Raw genomic sequence first — 20,906 nt, 5'->3', positions numbered from 1 at the left:
ACGCGAAGCGAGATTGCGCGCTTTTGTTTCGCCCTTTCAGCGCTCCATGAATGCTTGGGCATCCAACCCAGGGCGTTGCCCTGGTCTGACATATCTCAGGCCTTCGGCCTTGGGGAGGTGCAGCGCACATTCATCAACAGCGCACAATTCTGCCCAGTTCCATACCAAATCTGTCCACATCTCAACGCGCTTGCACGCCTGCGCCCCGCAGGCCGAAGGTCTGCAACATGTCAGCCCAGGGCAACGCCCTGGGTACAGCCGCCCAACAATTGTCAGCCCTGAAAGGGCGAAATAGAACGTACCATGGCCCAATCACTCTCCAACGTTCTGCTGCACATCGTGTACAGCACGAAGGATCGTGTGCCATGGCTGTCAGACGCCACAGCCAGGAAGGACCTCTATGCTTACATGGCTGGCATCATGAAGGCCATGGAGTGCCACGCCTTGGTCATCAATGGCGTCGCGGACCATGTGCATGCACTGTGTCAACTCTCGCGCAAAGTAGCCATTTGCAACTTGATAGAAGAAGTCAAAAAGCAGCCATCGAAATGGCTGAAAACCCAGGGCTCACAATACCATGACTTTCACTGGCAGGCAGGATATGGAGTCTTCTCAGTGAGCGAGTCCAAGGTCAGGGACGTAAAAGCGTACATTGAGAATCAGGAGGAACACCATCGGAAGGCGTCATTCCAAGATGAGTTCCGACTGTTGTGCAAGAAGCATTCTGTTCCGCTGGATGAACGCTATGCGTGGGATTGAACATCGCATGAATCTGCCACCTCCTATCTCGCCCTTTCAGGGCTTCATGAAATGTCATTGCTCACCCAGGGCGTTGCCCTGGGCTGACATATCTCAGGCCTTCGGCCTGGAATGCGGGCGGCACGACTGACTTAACCTCCTTGGAGAAACGGGCTTACCGCTTACCGCTTACCGCTTACTTAACCCTTAAAACTGGAAACTCACTTGCCCCCCTCCCCTACACATACCTATCTCCGCTTCACGGGTGACTGGCCTGCCGTGCCGGTCTTCGCGGTGGCGATTGGGTTGGGGCTGTTGATGTTTTTCTATTATCGCAGGGAACTGCGATTCCACGCGGGGATGGCGCGGTGGGTGCCGGCGCTGCTGCGGGCGCTGGCGGTCTTCATGATCGTGATGTGCCTCGCAGGTCCCATCCTGCGGCACGTGACCACGTTCCGGCAACTCGGGCGCGTGATCCTCATGGTGGATGCCTCAGCGAGCATGTCATTCACAGATGAGATGCCGCAGGTCAATGGCAAGACATCTGTCGAAGGAGGAGTGGCTCGCGAAGTAAAACCCGCGTTACCCCGCTTCTCACGCGCGGAGGATGCGCTGCTCACGCCGGGCATCTCTCTGGCGCGTCGCCTCGCGGAGAAGCATGATGTGGAACTCTTCGCCCTGCGTGGCTACAAGGCGGAGCGCCTCTGGTGGCAGCGGGATGAAGGGCGTGATGTGTCCGGCGATCTGCCGCTGAACTTTGAATTCAAGCCGGATGCCACGACCACGAATCTGGATCAACCCCTGCGCGATGCCCTCGGCCCCAGCCCCAGTGGCACGGCACTGGTGATTCTCACGGACGGCCAGCACAATGGCCCTGGCTCGCCGGAGGATCTCGCGGCCAGCATGGGTGAGAATGGCGTGCCCCTTTTCACCGTGGGCTACGGCAGCGAAATCGCCCCACCGGACCTCGCGCTGCTCGGTGTCAACATGCCCGAAGCCGTCTTCGCCGAGGACCGTGCGGAGGGCGTGCTTTTGATCAATGACGCCATCGCTGCCGGTCTTCCCGCGATGGCCAGCATCACACAGGCGAACAAGGTGCTGTGGCAGCAATCCTTCACCACCACCGGCAAGGGCGAGCGTCACATGGAGTTCAGTTTTCCAGTGAAGGAACTGGCGGGCGATCCCAAACAATCCCTGCGCCTGCTGAACATGCGCGTGGAACTCACCGGCAACGCCAGCTCACGCGATCGCATCACGGACAACAACCAGCGCGTGCTCGCCCTGCACACGCTCACGCGCAAACGCAAGGCTCTCATCCTCGATGGCCGCCCACGCTGGGAAACGCGCTACCTGCACAACCACTTCGACCGTGATGAACGCTGGCACGTGGTGGCGGCATTCGACGATTTCAAGGATGGGGTGAGCGACACGATCCAGGCTGTGTTTCCGAAGACGCGCGAGGAACTCATGAGCTTCGACCTGGTGGTGCTGGGTGACCTCCGACCCAATGCCTTGCGTGAAGATCAGCAGGCCATGCTGGTGGAGTTTGTGGAGAAGCGCGGCGGAGGCCTGGTGGTCATCGATGGGCGACGCGGGCATCTGGAACAGTGGACAAAAACGAAGGCAGGCAGCCTGATTCCCGTCACCTGGCGCGGGAAGAATGAACTCACCGAGCCGACCGGTTACAATCTCACGAGTGACGGACTCACACAGCAGGCGCTGCGCCTGGGCGACACTTCCTCCACCAATGCCGCTCTCTGGGCGAAGCTGCCAAAGGCCATGTGGACCTCCGCCGCAAGTCCGCAGTCCGACGCCACGGTGCTCGCGCGCTTCGGCGGAACTGCTGACACGAATCAAGCCGCGCTGGTGTGGCGTCGCTATGGCGCCGGCAGTGTCTTGTGGCTCGGCACGGATGAGATGTGGCGCTGGCGCTACGAAGTCGCGGACATGCACCATCAGAAATTCTGGATGCAGATCGCCTCGTGGATTGCCGCACCACCGTTCCTCGTGGAGAACGAGCGCGTGAGCCTGGGCATGGATCGCCTGCGCTATCAGGAAGGCGACAACGCCGAGCTGCGCGTGCGTTTGCGCGATGCCAAGGGGGCGATCGTGGAAGATGCGAAGCCGCGCGTGCATGTGTTTCGCAACGGCCTGGAAATCGCCACGCTGCAGCTCGAGCCCGATGCAGCGCATGGCGGTGTCTTCCGTGCCATGACCGGCGCGCTGCCCGGTGGGGATTATCAAATCACTGTGTCCGAGGCCAACCTTCCGCCCGGCGACGTGAAGCTGGCCTTCCGCGTGGAGACTGGAGCGAACCAGGAGTGGAGCCATCTCACGCTGAATCGCCCCCTGCTGGAGGGCATGGCCCGCGCGAGCGGCGGTCGCTTCCTGCGTGAGGGTGACCTTTCGCAATTGCCTGACCTGCTTCGTCAGCTCGATCGCCAGCAAACCCGCGTGCAGGAGACCATCCTCTGGTCGAGCTGGTGGTGGTTCGGCATTGCGATGGTGCTGCTGACAGTGGAGTGGCTGCTGCGGAAGCGGTGGCGGTTGGTGTGACAGGCTACGCGGCTGCGTGTGAACAGCCATTGAGAAACTCGGAAGCCATGCCAGTATCGTGGCTCCATGGAATCCACCTTCAGTACTGAGGTTCTCGCCCGTCCCGCGAGCGATGCGGACATCACCGCGCTGGCGGAGTTGTTGCTGGATACTGTAAGCTCAGGAGCCGCGGTGAGTTTCCTGGATACGCTTTCACACGAAAACGCCGTGCAATGGTGGCGTGGAACGCTGGCTTCAGCACATCCGGAAGCCGTCTTCCTCGTGGCACGTGATGCAGAAGGCATCGCAGGCACGGTGCAGCTTCATCCGGCGTGGGCGCCGAACCAGCCGCATCGCGCGGAGATCGCCAAGATGATGGTGCACACGCGCTGTCGCCGCATGGGTTTGGGAAGACGACTGATGGTGGCCATCGAGGAAGCAGCGAAGACAGCAGGCTACCGCATGCTCACGCTCGACACGAAGGCAGAAAGTGCCGCTGAGATGCTGTACCGGCAGCTCGGCTGGATCCATGTGGGCACCATCCCCCGCTTTGCCATGGATCCGGACGGAGTCACGCCGCACGGAGCCGCCATCTTTTACAAGGAACTCGAATCCGCAGCTTGAACATGGCATCACCATCCACCGACTTATGAGCGTCAGCGTCATCGACCTTCCTTTCAACAAATTCGTCGGCATCGAGCGCGCGAGCCATGAAGCGCAACTGCTGCGCCTTCCCAGTGGTGACCAGTATCTGAATCACCTCGGCACCGTGCATGCAAGTGCGTTGCTGGCGCTGGCTGAGGCGTCGAGTGGAGAGTTTCTGCTGCGCCACTTCGGCAGTGCAGAGGGTGTCATTCCCGTGGTACGTCGTCTGGAGGCCAAGTTCCGCAAGCCCGCGCATGGCGCGATCACCTCCACGGTGAAGACTCCGTTGGAGTCGCTGGCCACCCTGGATGCGGACCTCAGCGCGAAAGGCAGGGCGCTCATTTCCATTCTCGTGGAGGTGCATGATGCCTCCGGCGCGCATGCGCTGAGCGCTGAGGTGGAGTGGTTCATTCAACGTGTGAATCCCGCTGCATGAACATGATGACTGCCACGCTCAACGTCGCTATCTATGTGTATCCGGAGGTCGAGGTGCTCGACTTCGCGGGGCCGTATGAAGTCTTCACCACCGCGAGCCGGGTGCATCGGAAGAGAGTGTTCCCCGGAACGGAACCATTCAAGGTGTTCACGGTCGCGCGTGAGAAAGGTGTGGTGCGTGCGCGTGCCGGACTCGTGGTGACACCAGACTTCATGATGGAAGAAAATCATCCGCCGGTGGATGTGCTGATCATTCCAGGAGGCGTGGTGACGGCGGAGTTGGCGATGCCGATGGTGTCAGAGTGGATACAGCGGACAGCGACGAACACGCAAGTCACGGCCTCCGTATGCACGGGTGCATTCCTCCTCGCGCAGGCAGGGTTGTTGGATGGCAAGACTGCCACCACTCATTGGGAGGATGTAGAGGAGATGCACGCCATGTTCCCCAAGGTCACCGTGCAGGAGGATCGTCGCTGGGTGGATGAGGGAAGTATTGTGACTTCGGCAGGCATCTCCGCAGGGATGGATATGAGCCTGCATCTTGTGGAGCGGATTGCGGGGAAGGAACTGGCGGTATGGACGGCGAGGCAGATGGATTATGACTGGAGGGATGGGGAGTGAGCAACGCATCACACCGCTTCCGGACTTGCCATTTTTTGAGGCATCCATCATCATTCGCGCATGACCCGGGAGCAACTTGAGTACCTCGCGGTCCAGGTCGCGCACATCTTGACACGGCTGGAGGGAGGGCTCTCACTGTTCAAGGCAGAGGGTGTCAGCACCTTCAGCTCGATTGAAGAGGCGCTCTTCCTCGCACATAAGTTCCAGCGATTGCCTTTTAATAGCGAGCAATACAGGCTTCTGATAGAGCCCGCAATTGTAGGGCTTGAACGCATGGCGGAGATTCACTCCGAGATGGGAAGAAAGAAGTCGGAGGTCTACAAGGACGAACGCCTCGCCGCCATACGGGCACTGAAGGAACTCGCCCTCCGCATCCGGATCAAGAGGGAGTCGGTCGCTCCGTGGTAGGTGGCGTGAAGCAAAGGAGAAGCGCGAGGAATTTGGTGAACGCAGGAGTCGTCTCGTGATTTTACCGCGCATCGCAGATTGTATCTGAAAGCGGAATCCAATGACGGCACGTTATACTCGCCCCGCCGATAAATCACCTCCCGCACGGACGTTTTGAAACGCCGTATCACCCCCATATTCAAATCATGGACACACGTCGGGAATTCCTCAGGAAAGTCATGATGCTCTCCGGCGCTGCCGGCATGAGCGGTCTCGCGCCAGAATCTGTATCCAGAGCCATGGCCATCAACCCCGAGCCGGGCAGCACCTACCTGGATGCGGAGCATATCGTGATCCTGATGCAGGAGAACCGGTCGTTCGACCACTGCTTCGGCACACTGCAAGGCGTGCGCGGATTCAACGACCCACGCCGCATTGACCTCCCGAACGGAAATCCCGTGTGGCTGCAGAGCAATGCCCAGGGCGAGACATTCGCACCATTCCGCCTCGACATGCATGGTACCAAGGCAACGTGGATGGGTTCAACCCCGCACTCGCGCCAGAGCCAGATTGATGCCTGCAATGGCGGCAGATACGATCGCTGGCTGGATGCAAAGCAGGTGGGCAACAAGGCCTACGCGCACCTTCCCCTGACCATGGGCTACTACCGGCGTGAGGACATTCCCTTCAACTATGCCCTGGCGGATGCATTCACCGTATGTGATCAGAACTTCTGCTCCGCCATGACCAGCACCTGGCCGAACCGCTTGTTTCTGTGGTCAGGAGCGATCCGTGGCGAGCAGAACGGAGATGCCAAGGCTTACATCCGCAACAACATCCCCTACGGGGAGGCGCACTGGACGACCTTTCCCGAACTGCTGGAGCGGAATCACATCTCGTGGCAGGTGTATCAAAACGACATCAGCGCAGGAGGCGGCTTTGTCGGAGAGGAACGCGCCTGGCTCTCGAACTTCGGTTGCAACCTCCTGGAGTGGTTCGCGCAGTTCAATGTGCGCTTTTCCTCCCGCTATGTGGACGGACTGCGCAAGCAGGCTGAGGAACTTCCCAAGGAAATCCAAAAGCTGCACGAACAAATGGCTGACCCTGCTGTCGATTTCCAGCAGACCGCCAAACTGGCCAGGCAAATCTCGGCAAAAGAGAAAGTGCTGGCAGATGCACGCGATGGATTGATCACATGGAGCCGGGAAAACTTCGAGAAGTTGTCCCCCGAGGCCAGGAGCCTTCATGCTAGGGCATTCGCGGCAAACTCTGATGATCCCGACTACCATCAACTCACTACATTCGATTATGAAGAGAACGGCGAAAGGCGGGAACTAAACCTCCCCAAGGGCGATGTATTACACCAGTTCCGAAAGGATGTGAACAGCGGGAAACTGCCCATGGTTTCCTGGCTGGTGGGACCGGAGAAGTTCAGCGACCACCCGACCGCCCCGTGGTTCGGAAGCTGGTACGTCTCCGAGGTGCTGGACATCCTCACCAAGAATCCCGAGGTGTGGAAGAAGACAATCTTCATCCTGACCTATGATGAGAATGATGGGTACTTTGATCATGTGCCACCCTACGTCGCCCCGGATCCCCGAAGACCGGAGACAGGGCGTTGCTCCGAGGGAATCGATCCTGCAGTCGAATACATCACGCTGGAGAACGAGTTGCGTGATGGAGTTTCAGAAAAGGAAGCGCGAGGAGGCCCGGTGGGGCTGGGATTCCGCGTGCCGATGATCATCGCCTCGCCCTGGACCCGTGGCGGCAGGGTATGCTCGCATGTCTTCGATCACACCTCTGTCTTCCGATTCGTCCAGGATTTCATCAACAAGAAGACAGGGTCGCAAATCCAGGAGACGAACACCAGCCTCTGGCGGAAAACCGTGTCCGGTCACCTGGGCATGGTGTTCCGGCCCTATCAGGGCAATGGAAAGGAAGAACTCTCCATGCTGGACAAGCAACCTTTCATCAAGGGCATCTTCAACGCCAAGTTCAAGGACATCCCTGCCAACTCCAAAATGCTCAGCGAGGCGGAAGTCGCCGGGGGTGCAGCGGGCGCAGAAGCATCTTCAGTGATACCCCGCCAGGAGCCCGGAGTCAGACCGTCCTGCGCGCTTCCTTACCAACTCCATGCGGATGGTGGTTTGAGTGATGATCGGAAGAGTTTCGCAATCAAACTGGAAGCCCGGAAAGAGGTCTTTGGCGACGCAGCGTCCGGTTCCCCTTTCAATGTATTCATTCCCGCGAAATATGCCGTTGCTGACAAGGAAGGCAACGTTCTCGCCTTCGAGCATGTGGGCTACCGCTCGTACGCCGTAAAGGCGGGGGATCACCTGGTGGAATCGTTCCCACTCCAGTCATTCGAAGGTGGAACGTATCACCTGCGTATCGATGGGCCGAACGGCTTCCATCGCGAGTATAAAGGCGAGGCTGCAGAACCCCCGTTGAAGATCACGTGCGACTATGATCGCGACGCCGCAGAGCCCAACAAACTCACGGGAAAGTTGCGTTTTCTCATTCACCATCTTGGTGGCAACCAACCTGTATCACTGGAGATCAGGGATCACGCTTATGGCAAGGCGCTCCTAAAAAGAGAGGTGCCTGCAACCACCACTCCTGACAAGGCAGTGGTGATCGTGCTGGACCAGAGTGGGAGTCACGGCTGGTACGATGTTGGAATCTCAGTGCCTGGATTCGACAATTTCATTCGGCGCTATGCCGGCCGCATCGAGACTGGACAGGATGGATTCACGGATCCCTGCATGGGACAGATGGCATGAACTTCTGCACCCTGGCTGGCAGACGCCGGTGCTCTCGCTCGGCGTGTGGGCATCCGGTTGAGAAACTATGATTGGATAAACAGCGAAGTAACGCACGCACTGCGTTTCGACTCATTGCACCAGGTCGCTTTGCGTCGTGGAGTGCGATGGCAAGCTTCTAGCGCGACACCGCTATGAACGGAGAGGATGAGCATCGTGAAGCGGCAACACAGTCCTATTCCCAAGATGCGCTCCCACCAGGAATCTTCGCGTGCTGGATTCCAGCTCCTCTCCTACAGGGCAAGAGGACGGAATCCCTCCGTTCAAAGCGGTGTCGCGGCCCCAAGGGAGGCCTATGCCACCGCACTCCAAGACGCAAAGCGATCCTTCCAGGTGCCGGATGAAAGTGGACCACAATGTCGTTGTTCGACATGTTCGCAGTTCGCGATCCTTCAACCTGGTCCTGGGGGCCTTCGCTCTCGCTGCATCGGAGGAAATGCAGCTTTGTCGTTTCTTGAACGCGTCCACCCCAAAGCGGTGATTCTCACCGCACTCGAAAGCGCTTCGCGCAAGGTGGTGCGTGAAAGTGTTGTGTAACGCTTGAGTGAGCCATTGGTATCACGAGACGTTCGATTTTGAGAAGGCTGCGAAAGAAGAGGGAGAGGGCCACATGGTCGAAGCCCGCCCCTCCTCCTTCCAAAGTGGACCGTCAGAGTGAGCGGGTAACCATGCAGAGGACGGGGATTCGAAGGCCCTTGGGGCTTCCCGAATCATTCCTGACTTCGTCCTTTCCTCCCCGCGAACCAAACGAGACGAGAAGTTTGTCGACGTCCCGTACCACGAAACTAAGGTGAGCCGATGCACGCTGGAACTGCTGAGCTTTATGACGCCATCTACACCCGGATGAAGGACTACCGGGGAGAGGCGGAGAAGGTGCGCACTTGGATCGAGAAGCTCAGGCCGGGGGCGCGGAGTGTTCTGGATGTCGCTTGCGGCACGGGGGAGCATGCGAAGCATCTCTGCGCAGACTATCAGATCGATGGGCTGGACTTGAATGGGGACTACCTTGCGGCGGCGCACCAGAAGAATCCCCAGGGGCAGCATGAGGTGGCGGACATGACGTGCTTTGATCTGCAGAAGAAGTACGATGCGGTGCTTTGTCTGTTCAGCGCGATTGGCTACGCCTTGACGGTGGAAAAGCTGAATGCGGCGATCCGGTGCATGGCCGATCATCTGGCTCCGCAGGGAGCGCTGATCGTAGAACCGTGGCTCACACCTGAAAAATGGAAGGCAGGGCGTCCGCATCTGGTTTCGTTCGAAGAAGAGAACTTCAAGATTTGCCGGATGAACACCACGGGAGTCCGTGGGGAGCGGACTTCGTTCATGCAGTTCCACTACCTGGTCGGGCGTCCTGAAGGAGTCACCCATTTCACGGAGGACCATGAGCTGGGACTTTTCACCAAAGCAGAGATGCTGGATGCGTTCCGGAACGCAGGCCTGAAGCCGGAGCATGATGAGGCGGGGATCTTCGGGAGGGGGCTTTATTTTGCGCGGAAGACCGGTGCGTGAGCGTGATGATGCCTCTTGTTGAGGCTTGCGAGATAGACTGACGGATTTTCAGTGTTCTGGCGATCCGGCGGAACGCCCGGAAAGACCTAGCGAAGCTCTCCTGGACTCCTTCAGAGTCCGGCAATTTTTTTTATCTACCCAGGGTGTCGGTCGCTAGAAGCTCCCTAACCCTGGGCTGGGTTCCTGCAGTCCTTCAGACTGCAACTTCGCAGTTCAGTCGAAGTCACAGATCAGAGAACCGTCAGTCTATCTCGTAAGTGTCAATAGGTGGAGCGTCAGAGTGAACGTTGGGCCATGCAGAGGACGGGGATTCGAAGGCCCTCTGGGCTTCCCCATGGCCTGCCTCCGCCCCCTCTCATCCCCCTCCCCTCCGGCGGTCCTTGAAGTGAGATTCATCCAGCTTGCCATCTCTCCCTCGCGGGCGGACGGTGGGCGGGACGGGGACGCTGCCTTTCGGCCCAAGAAAGGGGCCCCTCCGAACGTATCTTAGGAAGCGGAAATCGGCACCTGCCCGCTCCTCTGTCTCCCCACGCACGCAAATCCGGATTGGCCCCAGCATTTCCCCCTCTTTCATGAGCACCAATACCTCCCTCCGCCCGGCCACCCTGGAGGCCATCGGCCGGTTCCGGCAGCGTCGCAAGAAACTGCTGCTGCAGCGCGCGTGGATGACGGCAGCGGTGGTGCTGCTCGTGCTGCTTCTGGTGGTGGCCATCGTGGACCGCCTCACCTTCATGGCGGACGGCATCCGGCAGTGGCTGAGCTATGCGGCGTATGCCATCGCAGCGATCGCCGCGTGGTGGTTGGGCCTGCGCATGGTGCGGCAGGCTCAGGACGTCTTCATCGCGGCGCGGCTTATGGAGAATGCGGATGCGCGCATGCACGAGAAGCTGCTCTCGGCGGTGGAGCTCTCCAAGGGCGACCCGGATCACCTGCCGGACTCGCCGGAGTTCCGCGCGCTGCTGCAGGATGACGTGGCGAAGCAGCTTGAGGGCTTCGATGCGGCGAAGGTACTCCCCTCCTCGTTGAACCGCCGGTGGCTCGTGGCGCTGTGCAGCGTGCTCGTGCTGATCGCAGGACTGTCGTTTGTGGGCGGGCTGCATCTGCCGGGATTCCTGGCGCGCGCGGCGTTGCCGTTTGCGAACATCGGCCGGCCCTCCAGCACGAAGGTGCGCATCGTCACCCCGCCGAAGGGGGATGCGCTGGTGGCCATCGCATCCTCCGTGTCGCTGGGGGTGCAGATTGATGGAAAAATTCCGAACCGCATCCTGGTGGAGACCGTGAGCAATGGTGGACGCCCTTCGCGCATGGAGCTCTCGCACGCGGGCGTGAATCGCTTCGATGGCAGCATCGGCATCGGCCAGCAGAATGTGCGCTACCGCGTGCTGGCGGGAGATGCCATCACCGCGTGGCACACCCTGGAGGCACGTCCGCGTCCACGCATCGTGGAGTTCCAGAAGAAGATCACGCCTCCGGCCTACACGGGACTGAAGGAGGAGACCATCACGGAAGACCATGGCGACATCTCCGCGCTGGAGGGTTCGAAGGTGACGCTCGTCATGAAGGCGAACCAGCCCATCGAGACTACGAAGGCCACGCTGCTGCCGGACATCGCGTCGGTGAACGTGACGTCTGAGAAGAAGGATGTACTTACCGCGGACATCACGGTGAATGGCAAGGCGGATGCGTGGCAGCTCGCGCTCACCGCGCAGGAGACGAAGTTCACGAATGAAGAAGCCTCGCCCTGGCGCATCGAGACCATCCCGGATCTGCCGCCGGCCATTGTCATCACCCAACCGCGGGAGCAGCTCGAAGTGCGCAGCGATGATGCCGTGCAGGTGCTCGGCCATGCCACGGATGATGTGGGCCTGAAGCAGTGCGATATTTCCTATGCCATCAACGGCGCCGACTGGAAGGACACCGACCTCAAGGTGAAGCCGGGCAAGGAAGCCGAGGTGAGCACCGAGTTCCGCCTGGCGCCGCTGCCAGTGAAGCCGGGTGACACCGTACTGGTGAAGCTTGCGGCCACGGATGTGAAAGGGCAGCGCTCCGAGTCCACCCCGGTGCGGCTCCTGATTGTGGAAGACAAGCTGGACCTCGGGCAGCGGCAGTTCGCCGCGCAGCAGCGCCGCCTCGCCCAGCAGGCGCTGGCGCTCGCGGAGGAGACGGTGGAAATGCGCCGCGAGGCGGAGAAGGTGCGCGATCAGGAAGGTCGCGGCAAGGATCCGCAAAAGGATGCCGAGTCCGATGCGGCGAAGGCGAAGATGAAGCAGAGCCTCGCCAGCGTGCAGGAGAAGAGCAAGGAACTGTGGGAGCAGCTCAAGCAAAATGCGCAACAGGCACCGAACCCGCTGAAGGCCATGGAGGCGAATCTCGTGGGCCAGCGTCTGGCGGAACTGCAGGGCATGCAGCTCAAGGAGGTGCAGGATCAGCTCCAGTCCGACAAGCTGAGCGAGCGCCAGCTTCGCGATGCCGCAGGGCGCGCCGCGAATGCGGCGGAAGTGGCAGCGCAGGCGCTGAAGGCCTTCGCAGCAGCAGATACAGCGCAGGCAGCGTGCGAGTCGTTTGAGCATCTCGCTCCGCAGCAGAACCGGCTTTCAGACAAGGCCATCGACGCGAACCGCAAGAATGATGAGCGGGCGAAATGGCAGGAGCAGCAGCGCGCCGCCCTCGCCTCCTCCCAGAGTGCGAAGAAGGATTTTGAAGCGCTGAAGGAGGTGCTTCCTGACAATCGCAAACGCGATGTCGCCTGGCAGGTGGAGAATCTGGAGAAGAAGAACAACGCGTTGGAAGCTTCGCTGGATCGCGAGGGGCAGCACCAGTCCCCGGAGTACGTGTACGGCCAGTCGCAGGAGATGCGCAATGCGGTGAACCAGGCGCGTGATGTGAGCCGCGCCTTCGCCGATGAAGCCGCGCAAAAGGCGAATGAGATGCGCGAGCGTCTCACGCAACAGCAGAATCCCGCGCTGGCGAGCATCGACGCCGCGCAGGACAATGTGGCCAAGGCATTCTCGGAAAAGAAAAGAGCGGAGGACGCTGCGGCCAAGGGCAAGGAGAAGCCCCAGAAGGAAAACCCGAAGGAGACCGAGCCCCAGCAGGAGCAGGCCGCGGAGAAGCTGGCGGCTGCGGCACGGCAGTTCAAAGACCAGAGCGAACTGCGTGAGCAGAATCACCAGACGAACACCCAGGCGGCGCTGGACATGAACCGCATGGGCCGTGCGTTGGACAAGCTTGCTGAAAAGATCCGACAGGACACCACCTCTGAGCAGGTGAAGGAAACACTCGACCAGGCCCGCAAGCTGGCGGACGCCGCACGCACCCTGCAGGCAGATGCCATGGCGCAGGACGCAGCGCAGTCCCTGCAGCAGGCAAAGGATGCCGCCATGGCACAGACGGATCCTGGTCAGCAGGTCCCGGCCACGCAGGCAGCGGCGAACCAGCTCAAGCAATTGCCGGAAGCCATGCACCGCCTCCAGCAGCATGACGCAGCCAACGCAGCCCAGGAAGCCGCCGGCAATGCGCAGTGGCAGCGCGATGAGACGCAGAACCAGCGCCGGCAGATGGCGGACATGAAGCAGCAGGGCCTGCAGCCCCAGCCCATCAACCCGCAGCAGAATCGCGCGCTGGAAGCCAATGCCAAAGCCGAGGCCAAGCTCGCGGAGGCGATGGAAAAGTTTTCTCCAAAGGTTGCAGAGGCGCGGCAGAATCTTGAGGCCATGACGCCGAAGCTCAGCGAGCTGGCGAAGAACACGGCCTCGCAGCTGCAGCGTTCCCAGGAGAAGACCGAGCAGACCGCCCAGGCGGCGCAGAACAACGAGCAGACTCCGCAGCAGACCTCGGAGAAGGCGAATGCCCTCATGCCACAGGCGAAGGAGGATGCACAGAAGCTCGCGGACCTGCAGGCCGCCCTGCGACAGGAGGCGGACAAGGCGGACCTCAACAATGAATTGCAGCGGCAGATGGCACGCACCGCTGACGTGGGGCTTGCCCAGATGCGCCAGCAAACCCCACAGATCACGCAGAACCTGCAACAGGCCGCGAATGCTTCGCAGGCACCCCAGCAGGCCCAGGCACTCCAGACTGCCGCGAAGGCGCAGCAACAGACGGCGGATGGGCTGAAGCAGCTCGCGGAAAACCTGCAAAAGATGGAGAAGGGCGAGATGCTCGCGCAGGACGCGCTGGCCGCCCAGGAAGCCATGGAGAAATCCATGAACATCGAGGAGCCACTGGATAAGGCCTACGATGAAGCGAAGAACATCGCCGAGCTCATGGAGGCCGCCGAAGGCGATCCGCAGAAGGCGCTCCAGGCACTGGAAGCGGAGCTGAAGAGAAATCCGCAGATGCAGCGGGCTCTGGGCGCGCTCGCGGAGCAGACGGCGCAGAATTCCCAGCAGCAGCTCGCCGCAGCGCAGAACCAGCCCTTCATGACCCAGCCTGCCGCGGAGAACAGCGCGCATGACCTGGCGCGTGTGGCACGACATGAAGAGCGACTGGGCCAGAAGGAAGCCGCCAAGCAGGTGGCACAGGCAGGCCAGAAACTGCAGCAGATGGCCGATGCCGCGAAGGCAGATCCCGGGAAGAACACTCCCCAGACTGCGCAGGCCGCCACACAAACGGCGCAGAACGCCCAGCAGGCTGCAGCCCAGGCGGCGAAGAACCAGTCGCAGACCATTCCCCCACCCTCGGGCATGCTCGACACCGTCAAGAGCGCGATGCTGGCCCAAGCGTTGGACCAGCTCGACCAGACGATGAATCCCAAGCAGTCCCAGGTGGCCCAGGGCCAGCAGCAATCGCAGCAGGGCCAGCAACAACAAGGACAACAGCAGCAGGGACAACAGACACCCCAAGGTCAGCAGCAAGGCCAGCAATCGGCAGCCCAACAAGGCGCGCAGCAGAGCCTGTCACAGGCCAGCCAGGCGCAGGCACAGGGCATGGCCCAAGCACGCGCGCAGGGCATGGTCCCCGGTCAGCAGCCTGCACCCGGCCAGCAGATGGCCCAGCAGCCCGGGAAGAATCAGGAGGGACAGCAGAGCCAGGCCTCGCCTGATGCGAACGGCAAGCTCTCCGTGACGCAAACGAATCTGGTCATGCCCGTGCTCAGCGCGGAACAGGCCGGCGACTGGGGCCACCTGCCCAGCCGCATGGCGAAGGACCTGACGGAAGCTTCACGGCAGGAGCCTTCTCCCGAGTATCGCGCCGCCATCGAGAGCTACTACAAGGCGATCGCAGAGAAGGCGAAGAAATGAGTCTTCCACAAATACCGACGGACTGACAGTCTATTGCGCAAAAATCAATAGGACGGGAGAACCATCACCTCGAAGGTCGCGTGCCAGCCGGCGAGTTTGATGAGGTACCATGTGGCCAGTCCCGTGCCTGGAAGGAGCGCGAACAAACCTCCGATGATCGGGAGTAACGATGCCGGATAGAACCCCGTGCTGAGTGTGCTGCGGGAGGGCTGCACGGGATCATAGGATACGCGCACGCTGCGCCCTCCCATGACCCTTTCCCTGGTAGCATGGGCGTGATAGTCCGGCATCTTTCCGGAATAGCATGGGTGAATGGTATCTCCCACGTACGTGGTGTCGTTCACCTTGTAGTGGTACCGGACCTCCACCTTCTCGCCCCTGTTTCGTGCAGGCGAGAGTTGGACGACCCGGGAGTGCCTTATCTCCCCGTGCGCGTGCGGCCAGTCCCTGGCGCGGATGCCAAGAACGATTTTTTTCGCATGGCGCGCGATGATGCGCACTCCCAGCCAGGCGAGAGCGAGACAGATCAGGGAGATGGCGATGGTAGCGATCACGTCGAGGTGAGTCATGGAGGCCGATCGATGTTGCAGTCCTGTCACTCACCCCTGGGAACCATCGGCGCGCGCTCCCGGCGGAAGCATCACAATCCCTTGCGAGTAATCCCAGCGCTGGGTGACATCCATGACGACGACGAGTAGGATCATAGCTATAAACAGAAGGACGAAGACGCCAACACACCCCTTCTGAATGGACACTGGATCCACTCCGCGGCAGAGCGCATTCTGCTCTGGGTGTTGGTCGTTGTAGAAGACCCGGACGAGATGTGCAGCCTTGAGCGAGGCATACAGCGACTTGTGTATTTCCACAGGAGTCGCGAGGTCGTACTCGAGGTGGATGGTGTTCCCCTCGTAGGATTTGCCGAGGGCGTCGAACTGGTAGCGCACGTGAACGGCATCCACCATGCGTGACCTCCCTCTGGAGCGTTTCAGCTTTTGCCTCACCTGTTTCACCTCCAGCACACGAGCCACACCTTCCTTCCACGACATCGTCCCGAAACCGCGAGTGACTTCCATGAGTCCCTGGGCGGTTTTATACACTCCCAGCGCGCCAAAAACGCTGCAGAACAGGACCACCAACACCGGAAGCAAGAAGCGGGTGGCTCTTGCTTGAGGAGGTGCGACCTCCAACCTGGCCGCTCTTCTTTTTGCCATTCGCCAAGAGAGCACGGGTGTGATCTCGCGCAACCGTTTCGGTTTCGCGAGGAGTTGGAAATACCACCCGAAAACGAACGCTTTGCACCTGTGTTTCCCCTTGCCGCCGAAGCTCTGGTTTTGAACCTGCGTTTGGTGGCGGACCATCGAGATTCATGGCAGCCTACGGTGAAACTTCATCACTATGACTGCGCAAACTGAAAAGGTGGGCGATGGCACGGGCCAGATACGCAAGGATGACAACGTCGTCACGCAGAGTCTCGAATGGCAGCGCCTGGAGCTGGAGAGGGAAAAGCTGAGATTTGAGCGGCAGGGAGTGCTGTTCCGGTATGTGGCTATCCTTGGAGCCATTGGGACATTCATCTGGGGAGCGTACACCCACTTCGATGGCTTGCGCCGCGAGCAGGCGAAGCAGGCGGGGGAACGTGAGCAGGCCATCGCGGTGCAAAAGATTGCAGCATCCCAGCCCTTTCTGGAACGGCAGTTGAAGCTCTTCGAAGAAGCGACGCAGGTCGCTGCCTACCTTTCCACCGTATCGGACTCCCCGGACCGCGCGAAGAAGAGCGAGCGCTTTGAACAACTGTACTGGGGCGAGCTGGCGCTGGTGGAGAAGGGCCCCGTGGAGGCAGCGATGGTGCAGTTTCGCAAAGCCCTGATGGCCGGGGCACCTTTGGAGGAACTCCGGCGGCATTCCCTGGCCATCGCGCATGCCTGCCGGGAGGAACTGGCAGAGAGCTGGGGGGTATCCCACTGGAAGAGGCCGTGAGAGCAAGGCCGGCGGAACGCCCATGGAAATGATGACGTGGCGAAGTTTTCCCTTGCAGTATTGAGAGGCAATCCGTCATAGACACGGCAGCGGACCGGCTCGCGTGCGATACTCCATCTCCGGCAGCCTTTCCTGCTCCTCAGCCAAATCATCCGTCAGCAAGCTTAGCCATCCCACCGTCATGAAAATACTCAAAGTCACCCTTCTCGCCGCTCTCTTCCTGCCTGCCGTGGTGCTGCACGCAGAGCCTGCTGCCGAGAACCTCGCCGCCGCCCAGAAGCTCGCAGACACCATGGGCCTGAAGGAGCAGATGAGCGCAGGTTTCAGCTCGATGATGCCCATGATCGACCAGCTCGCCGGCCAGCTCCAGCTCGATGCAGCAGGCAAGACCGAGCTCACCGGCATCTACAAGGACTGGTTCGAGAAGGACCTGGATCAGGACAAGCTGCGCAACAACATCATCAATCTCTACGCCGAGACCTTCACCGTGCAGGAGCTGGATGGCCTGCGTGAATTCTACACCACACCCGTGGGCAAGAAGTCGCTCCAGGCGCTTCCAACGATCATGCAGAAGGGCGCTCAACTGGGCATGGAAGAAGCCAAGGCCAAGCAGCAGCTGCTCATGAGCAAGCTCAACACCTTCATCGAAAAGCAGAAGGCCAAGGCGGGCGCCGGCGCTGCCACCCCTGCTCCTGCTCCCAAGACGAACTAACCGTCTCTTCACTAATCCTCTCTCTTTTTGGGGTGGCCTGCTATGCAGCGCCACCCCGAATTGCTATTGGGGCTGGCTTGGCCCTGGGAAATTCGATAGGCTGGAAAAATCGTGGCACCTACTCACATGCACTCCCTGCGGCTCGTCTTGTCCGGTTTCATCCTGTTGCTGTCGGGGGTTCTCACGCCTGCCTTCACTTTCGGCCAGGAGGTCCTGATTCGTGACATCACGGTCAGTTTAACCGACAAGTCCGCAGTGATCGTCACCATGCCACGAAAGAAACTCGATGATGCGCCGAAGGTGATTGGCGAAGGAAAACAAGAAGGCGCTTCGGTAAACATCACCCACATCATCGACTCGGCCCATGCATGGCTCAAAGCGAATCCCAAGCATGATGCGGAGATGCCATATTCATTTGATGTGTTCCCGGTAGTTAGAACATTCCAGATACCGGAGCGCGACTCCGTCACTACATTCGAACCAGTCGAACGGCGCTTCAAACTGGACAAGTATCAGTGGAAGTTTGACCAGATCATCGGGAAGGAAATCGACCTCGGTTTCACCGCTGGCGCCCGGTCCTGGACACCTCATCCGTCAGGGCGCATGTTTTTCGAACTGATTTTCTGGGGCGCTGGCTCCAGTGGCCCCACGGTTCGCATGTCCATCTTCGCATTTCAGGACGGATCGATACTGATTCCAACCCTGGTAAAAGCCGACGAGGCGCAGATTCGCAAACTAGAGATGGAACTTCAGGAAGTGAAGCAAACACGCTAGTTCGGTGAGGAGACGAAGGGGGCTCTCGCTTCCAAAGCGGAGGTTCCCAGTCCAAAAGCCCACCCGTCGGCATAGTAGCATTAGAGCATTTTAAATAAAATTATGGCCAGTTCAAATTGAGCTATGGCAGCTCGTCCCGGAGGGACGCTGGATGGTAGCCGGTGGTGTAGGGAGCCTCAGCGACCGCAACCACCGGATCTACGCACCAAATGCTCTTGCGTCCCGGATGGGATGCCGGAAGAGCGCCATAGTCTCCTGGCATGAGGAAAAGACCATGACCACCTCTTCCGCCGTCCCATCCGGGACGGAGCATCTTTGGCGTCCATGATCCGGTGGTTCCCGGCCTGATTACAGGCCTACACCACCGGCTACCATCCAGCGTCCCTCCGGGACGAATGCGCCCTTTTATGGCTACAGTCTTAATGAAAATGCTCTAGGCTCCATCGCGTTGGGGCGCTTTCTCCCAAAAGCGGTGCTTCGCACACGCACCCCAAGGCGCTGCGCGCAAGGTGGTGGTCTCTCAGGAAGATTCGTCGTTCAGCGAGCCAGTGAAGTCACGAGACGTGTCAGTCAGCCACTCTGTGAGCATGGGCCTGAGGTCTGTGTTTTGTCCTAGGCTTTCGTTCTCCACTTCGTGACGAAGAACGTCAGGCACAGGAGGTGGACGAAGGCCCTCGGGGCTTTCCGAAAAAAACTCCTCGCACCTGTCCGCTCCGGCCCACTTTCCGATTTGGTTTGTCTCCGGACCCGAAACCGGGTCGTGATGCCACTGCCACCCCCTCCCCTCCTCTCTTTTTTCACTGGCCGCGGAAGGATGATGGGCGGATGTTACGATCTATACTGGTGCCCCACACCCTGGTGCGACGCGTGAGTCCCCTCGCGGACAACCCTTTTCAATGAGTCTCTTCCCCCACTCCTTCCAGCGTCAGCGATTCGCGGCGCGATTCTTCGTCTCGTTTTTGGGACTCGGGCTGGGCGTGATTTCACCGCTGACCCCGCCCCTGCACGCGCAGAGTGACGACAATGCGCCGCCCATCTCGCCGGCAGTGAAGCAGAGTGTGGACCGTGGCGTGGCCTGGCTGCTCCAGCAGCAGCGCGCGCAGGGTTGCTACCTGGATGAGAATCGCGCGGACGCGGTGCCGCAGCACAGCGGGGCCATCACCTCGCTGGCGATCATGGCCTTGAGCAGTGTGGGCCACATGCCCAATGACCCCACTCCGGAAGGTCGCTCGCTGAACCGCGCCCTGCGTTTCATGGTGGACAATGTGGTGCCCACGGACACGGGCTACCTCGGCCAGTCGGACCGCTCCCGCATGTACGGGCACGGCATCATGTCCCTGATGTATGCGGAGATGGTGGGCCAGACGCTGGATGATGAGATGGACAAGAAGATCCGCAACCGCCTGCAGCGCGCGGTGGAGGTGATCATGAACTCGCAGCAGGTGGTGAAGAGCGAGGCCAATCGCGGCGGCTGGCGCTATGAACCGGGCAGCAGCGACTCGGACATTTCCGTGAGTGTGTGGCAGGTCATGGCGCTGCGCGCGGCGAAGAATGCCGGGCTGGATGTCCCGAGAGGGTCCATCGACAAGGCGGTGGAATACATCAAGCGCAGCTACCGCAGCGACCGCAATCCGGATGGCTCGCCGAAGAACATGGAGGCGGCCTTCAGCTATGAACCGTATGGCGGTCGGCAGACCTTCTCCACCACGGCGGCGGGCATCCTCTCCCTCCAGGTGTGCGGGGAGTATGAGGCGCCGGAGGTCCTCGGCGGAGCGAATTTCCTGATGAAGAATCCCCCTTCACCAAGTGAGGCATGGTTTTTCTACGGCACGTATTACTACGCGCAGGGCATGTACCAGCGCGGTGGTGAGCAGGCGGCCGTGGCCCGGCAGAAGACGGAGCAGATGCTGCTGGAACTGCAGCAGCCCAATGGCTGCTGGCAACCCCGCAATGGCAATGAACGCAGCGCAGGCCCGGTATACGCCACGGCGCTATCGCTGCTGAGCCTTTCGGTGCATCACCACTTCCTGCCGATTTATCAGAAGTAGTTTCTGTGGTGAGGGTTGAGGGATGAATAAGTGAGGAAGTACCGAGCAGAGACTTTGGTTCGCGGTCATCTCTCTCAATGGGAAAGAGCTTTGCGTCGTGGAGTGCGGTGGTCCCGCCCTGCGCATGTGCGCCAGGATATGGTGTGGCATTTGATGAAGCCACCCCGTGAGGGGTCCGACATCGCATTCTCATGACGTCACCACCCCGCCCCATAGGGCGACTTGTGTGGCGAAGCCACCTTGGACTGCGCGCAGCCCTGCTGCCGCTTTCCTCAAGTGCAGCCTGCTGCACGCTTCACTGCGACGTAGTCGCCAAGCTTCTCTGGACGCATTACCTCACCAGCGAGTGCCACCATCGCCACAGCAGGCTGTGGACTCTGGAAAGCGGCAGCAGGGCTGCTCGCAGTCCAGGGACGCTTCGCGTCACAGCGTCCAAATCAGTCGCGAGTATCACGCTTTC

At 60.3% G+C, this 20,906-nt stretch carries 15 protein-coding genes; 13 read left to right on the top strand and 2 right to left on the bottom strand.

Annotation, left to right across the window (positions count from 1 at the left end):
• Nucleotides 1-303 precede the first annotated feature (303 nt).
• The 9 genes from tnpA (at nucleotide 304) to G5S37_RS11730 (ending at nucleotide 14,935) form a co-directional block, all read left to right on the top strand.
• Nucleotides 304-759, top strand: a complete 456-nt coding sequence (gene tnpA / locus G5S37_RS11770; protein ID WP_165203996.1) for an IS200/IS605 family transposase — start codon at nucleotides 304-306, stop codon at nucleotides 757-759.
• 204 nt (nucleotides 760-963) lie between these two features.
• Nucleotides 964-3,294 carry a hypothetical protein gene (locus tag G5S37_RS11765; RefSeq protein WP_165203993.1) on the top strand — a complete coding sequence of 777 codons (2,331 nt, stop codon included), beginning with the start codon at nucleotides 964-966 and terminating at the stop codon, nucleotides 3,292-3,294.
• A gap of 66 nt (nucleotides 3,295-3,360) precedes the next feature.
• Nucleotides 3,361-3,897 (top strand): GNAT family N-acetyltransferase, encoded by a 537-nt coding sequence (locus G5S37_RS11760; protein WP_165203990.1) that lies wholly within the window; start codon nucleotides 3,361-3,363, stop codon nucleotides 3,895-3,897.
• Between the two features lie 25 nt (nucleotides 3,898-3,922).
• Complete coding sequence (locus G5S37_RS11755) at nucleotides 3,923-4,354, top strand: DUF4442 domain-containing protein (protein WP_165203987.1); 432 nt, start codon at nucleotides 3,923-3,925, stop codon at nucleotides 4,352-4,354.
• A gap of 2 nt (nucleotides 4,355-4,356) precedes the next feature.
• Nucleotides 4,357-4,974: a DJ-1/PfpI family protein gene (locus G5S37_RS11750; protein ID WP_165203984.1), complete on the top strand. Its 618-nt coding sequence runs from the start codon at nucleotides 4,357-4,359 to the stop codon at nucleotides 4,972-4,974.
• A gap of 60 nt (nucleotides 4,975-5,034) precedes the next feature.
• Entirely contained in the window at nucleotides 5,035-5,382 is a 348-nt protein-coding gene (locus tag G5S37_RS11745) for a hypothetical protein (protein ID WP_165203981.1), read from the top strand.
• A gap of 185 nt (nucleotides 5,383-5,567) precedes the next feature.
• Complete coding sequence (locus G5S37_RS11740; RefSeq protein ID WP_165203978.1) at nucleotides 5,568-8,144, top strand: phospholipase C, phosphocholine-specific; 2,577 nt, start codon at nucleotides 5,568-5,570, stop codon at nucleotides 8,142-8,144.
• A gap of 837 nt (nucleotides 8,145-8,981) precedes the next feature.
• Entirely contained in the window at nucleotides 8,982-9,692 is a 711-nt protein-coding gene (locus G5S37_RS11735; protein ID WP_165203975.1) for a class I SAM-dependent methyltransferase, read from the top strand.
• Between the two features lie 572 nt (nucleotides 9,693-10,264).
• The gene (locus tag G5S37_RS11730) at nucleotides 10,265-14,935 is read left to right on the top strand and encodes a DUF4175 family protein (RefSeq protein WP_165203972.1); all 4,671 of its coding nucleotides are present in this window, start codon (nucleotides 10,265-10,267) and stop codon (nucleotides 14,933-14,935) included.
• Nucleotides 14,936-14,979: 44 nt separating this feature from the next.
• Here the strand turns inward: G5S37_RS11730 and G5S37_RS11725 are convergent, their stop codons facing one another.
• On the bottom strand, nucleotides 14,980-15,504 hold the full coding sequence (locus G5S37_RS11725) for a DUF3592 domain-containing protein (RefSeq protein WP_165203970.1): 525 nt from the start codon (nucleotides 15,502-15,504) through the stop codon (nucleotides 14,980-14,982).
• A 30-nt stretch (nucleotides 15,505-15,534) separates the two neighbouring features.
• A complete protein-coding gene (locus G5S37_RS11720) occupies nucleotides 15,535-16,146 on the bottom strand; it encodes a DUF3592 domain-containing protein (protein ID WP_276617038.1) in 612 nt (203 codons plus the stop codon).
• Nucleotides 16,147-16,330: 184 nt separating this feature from the next.
• On the opposite strand from G5S37_RS11720, the gene G5S37_RS11715 reads away from it, so the two are divergent.
• The 4 genes from G5S37_RS11715 (at nucleotide 16,331) to G5S37_RS11700 (ending at nucleotide 20,446) form a co-directional block, all read left to right on the top strand.
• Complete coding sequence (locus G5S37_RS11715) at nucleotides 16,331-16,912, top strand: hypothetical protein (protein WP_165203964.1); 582 nt, start codon at nucleotides 16,331-16,333, stop codon at nucleotides 16,910-16,912.
• A 181-nt stretch (nucleotides 16,913-17,093) separates the two neighbouring features.
• Entirely contained in the window at nucleotides 17,094-17,624 is a 531-nt protein-coding gene (locus G5S37_RS11710; protein WP_165203961.1) for a DUF2059 domain-containing protein, read from the top strand.
• Between the two features lie 126 nt (nucleotides 17,625-17,750).
• Entirely contained in the window at nucleotides 17,751-18,398 is a 648-nt protein-coding gene (locus G5S37_RS11705) for a hypothetical protein (protein WP_165203958.1), read from the top strand.
• An 896-nt stretch (nucleotides 18,399-19,294) separates the two neighbouring features.
• Entirely contained in the window at nucleotides 19,295-20,446 is a 1,152-nt protein-coding gene (locus tag G5S37_RS11700; RefSeq protein ID WP_165203955.1) for a prenyltransferase/squalene oxidase repeat-containing protein, read from the top strand.
• Nucleotides 20,447-20,906: the final 460 nt, after the last annotated feature.

The sequence above is a fragment of the Roseimicrobium sp. ORNL1 genome (genome assembly GCF_011044495.1).
Classification (GTDB): domain Bacteria; phylum Verrucomicrobiota; class Verrucomicrobiia; order Verrucomicrobiales; family Verrucomicrobiaceae; genus Roseimicrobium.
Note: the sequence above shows the minus strand (reverse complement) of the source record. Positions and strands in the feature narration are given on the sequence as shown.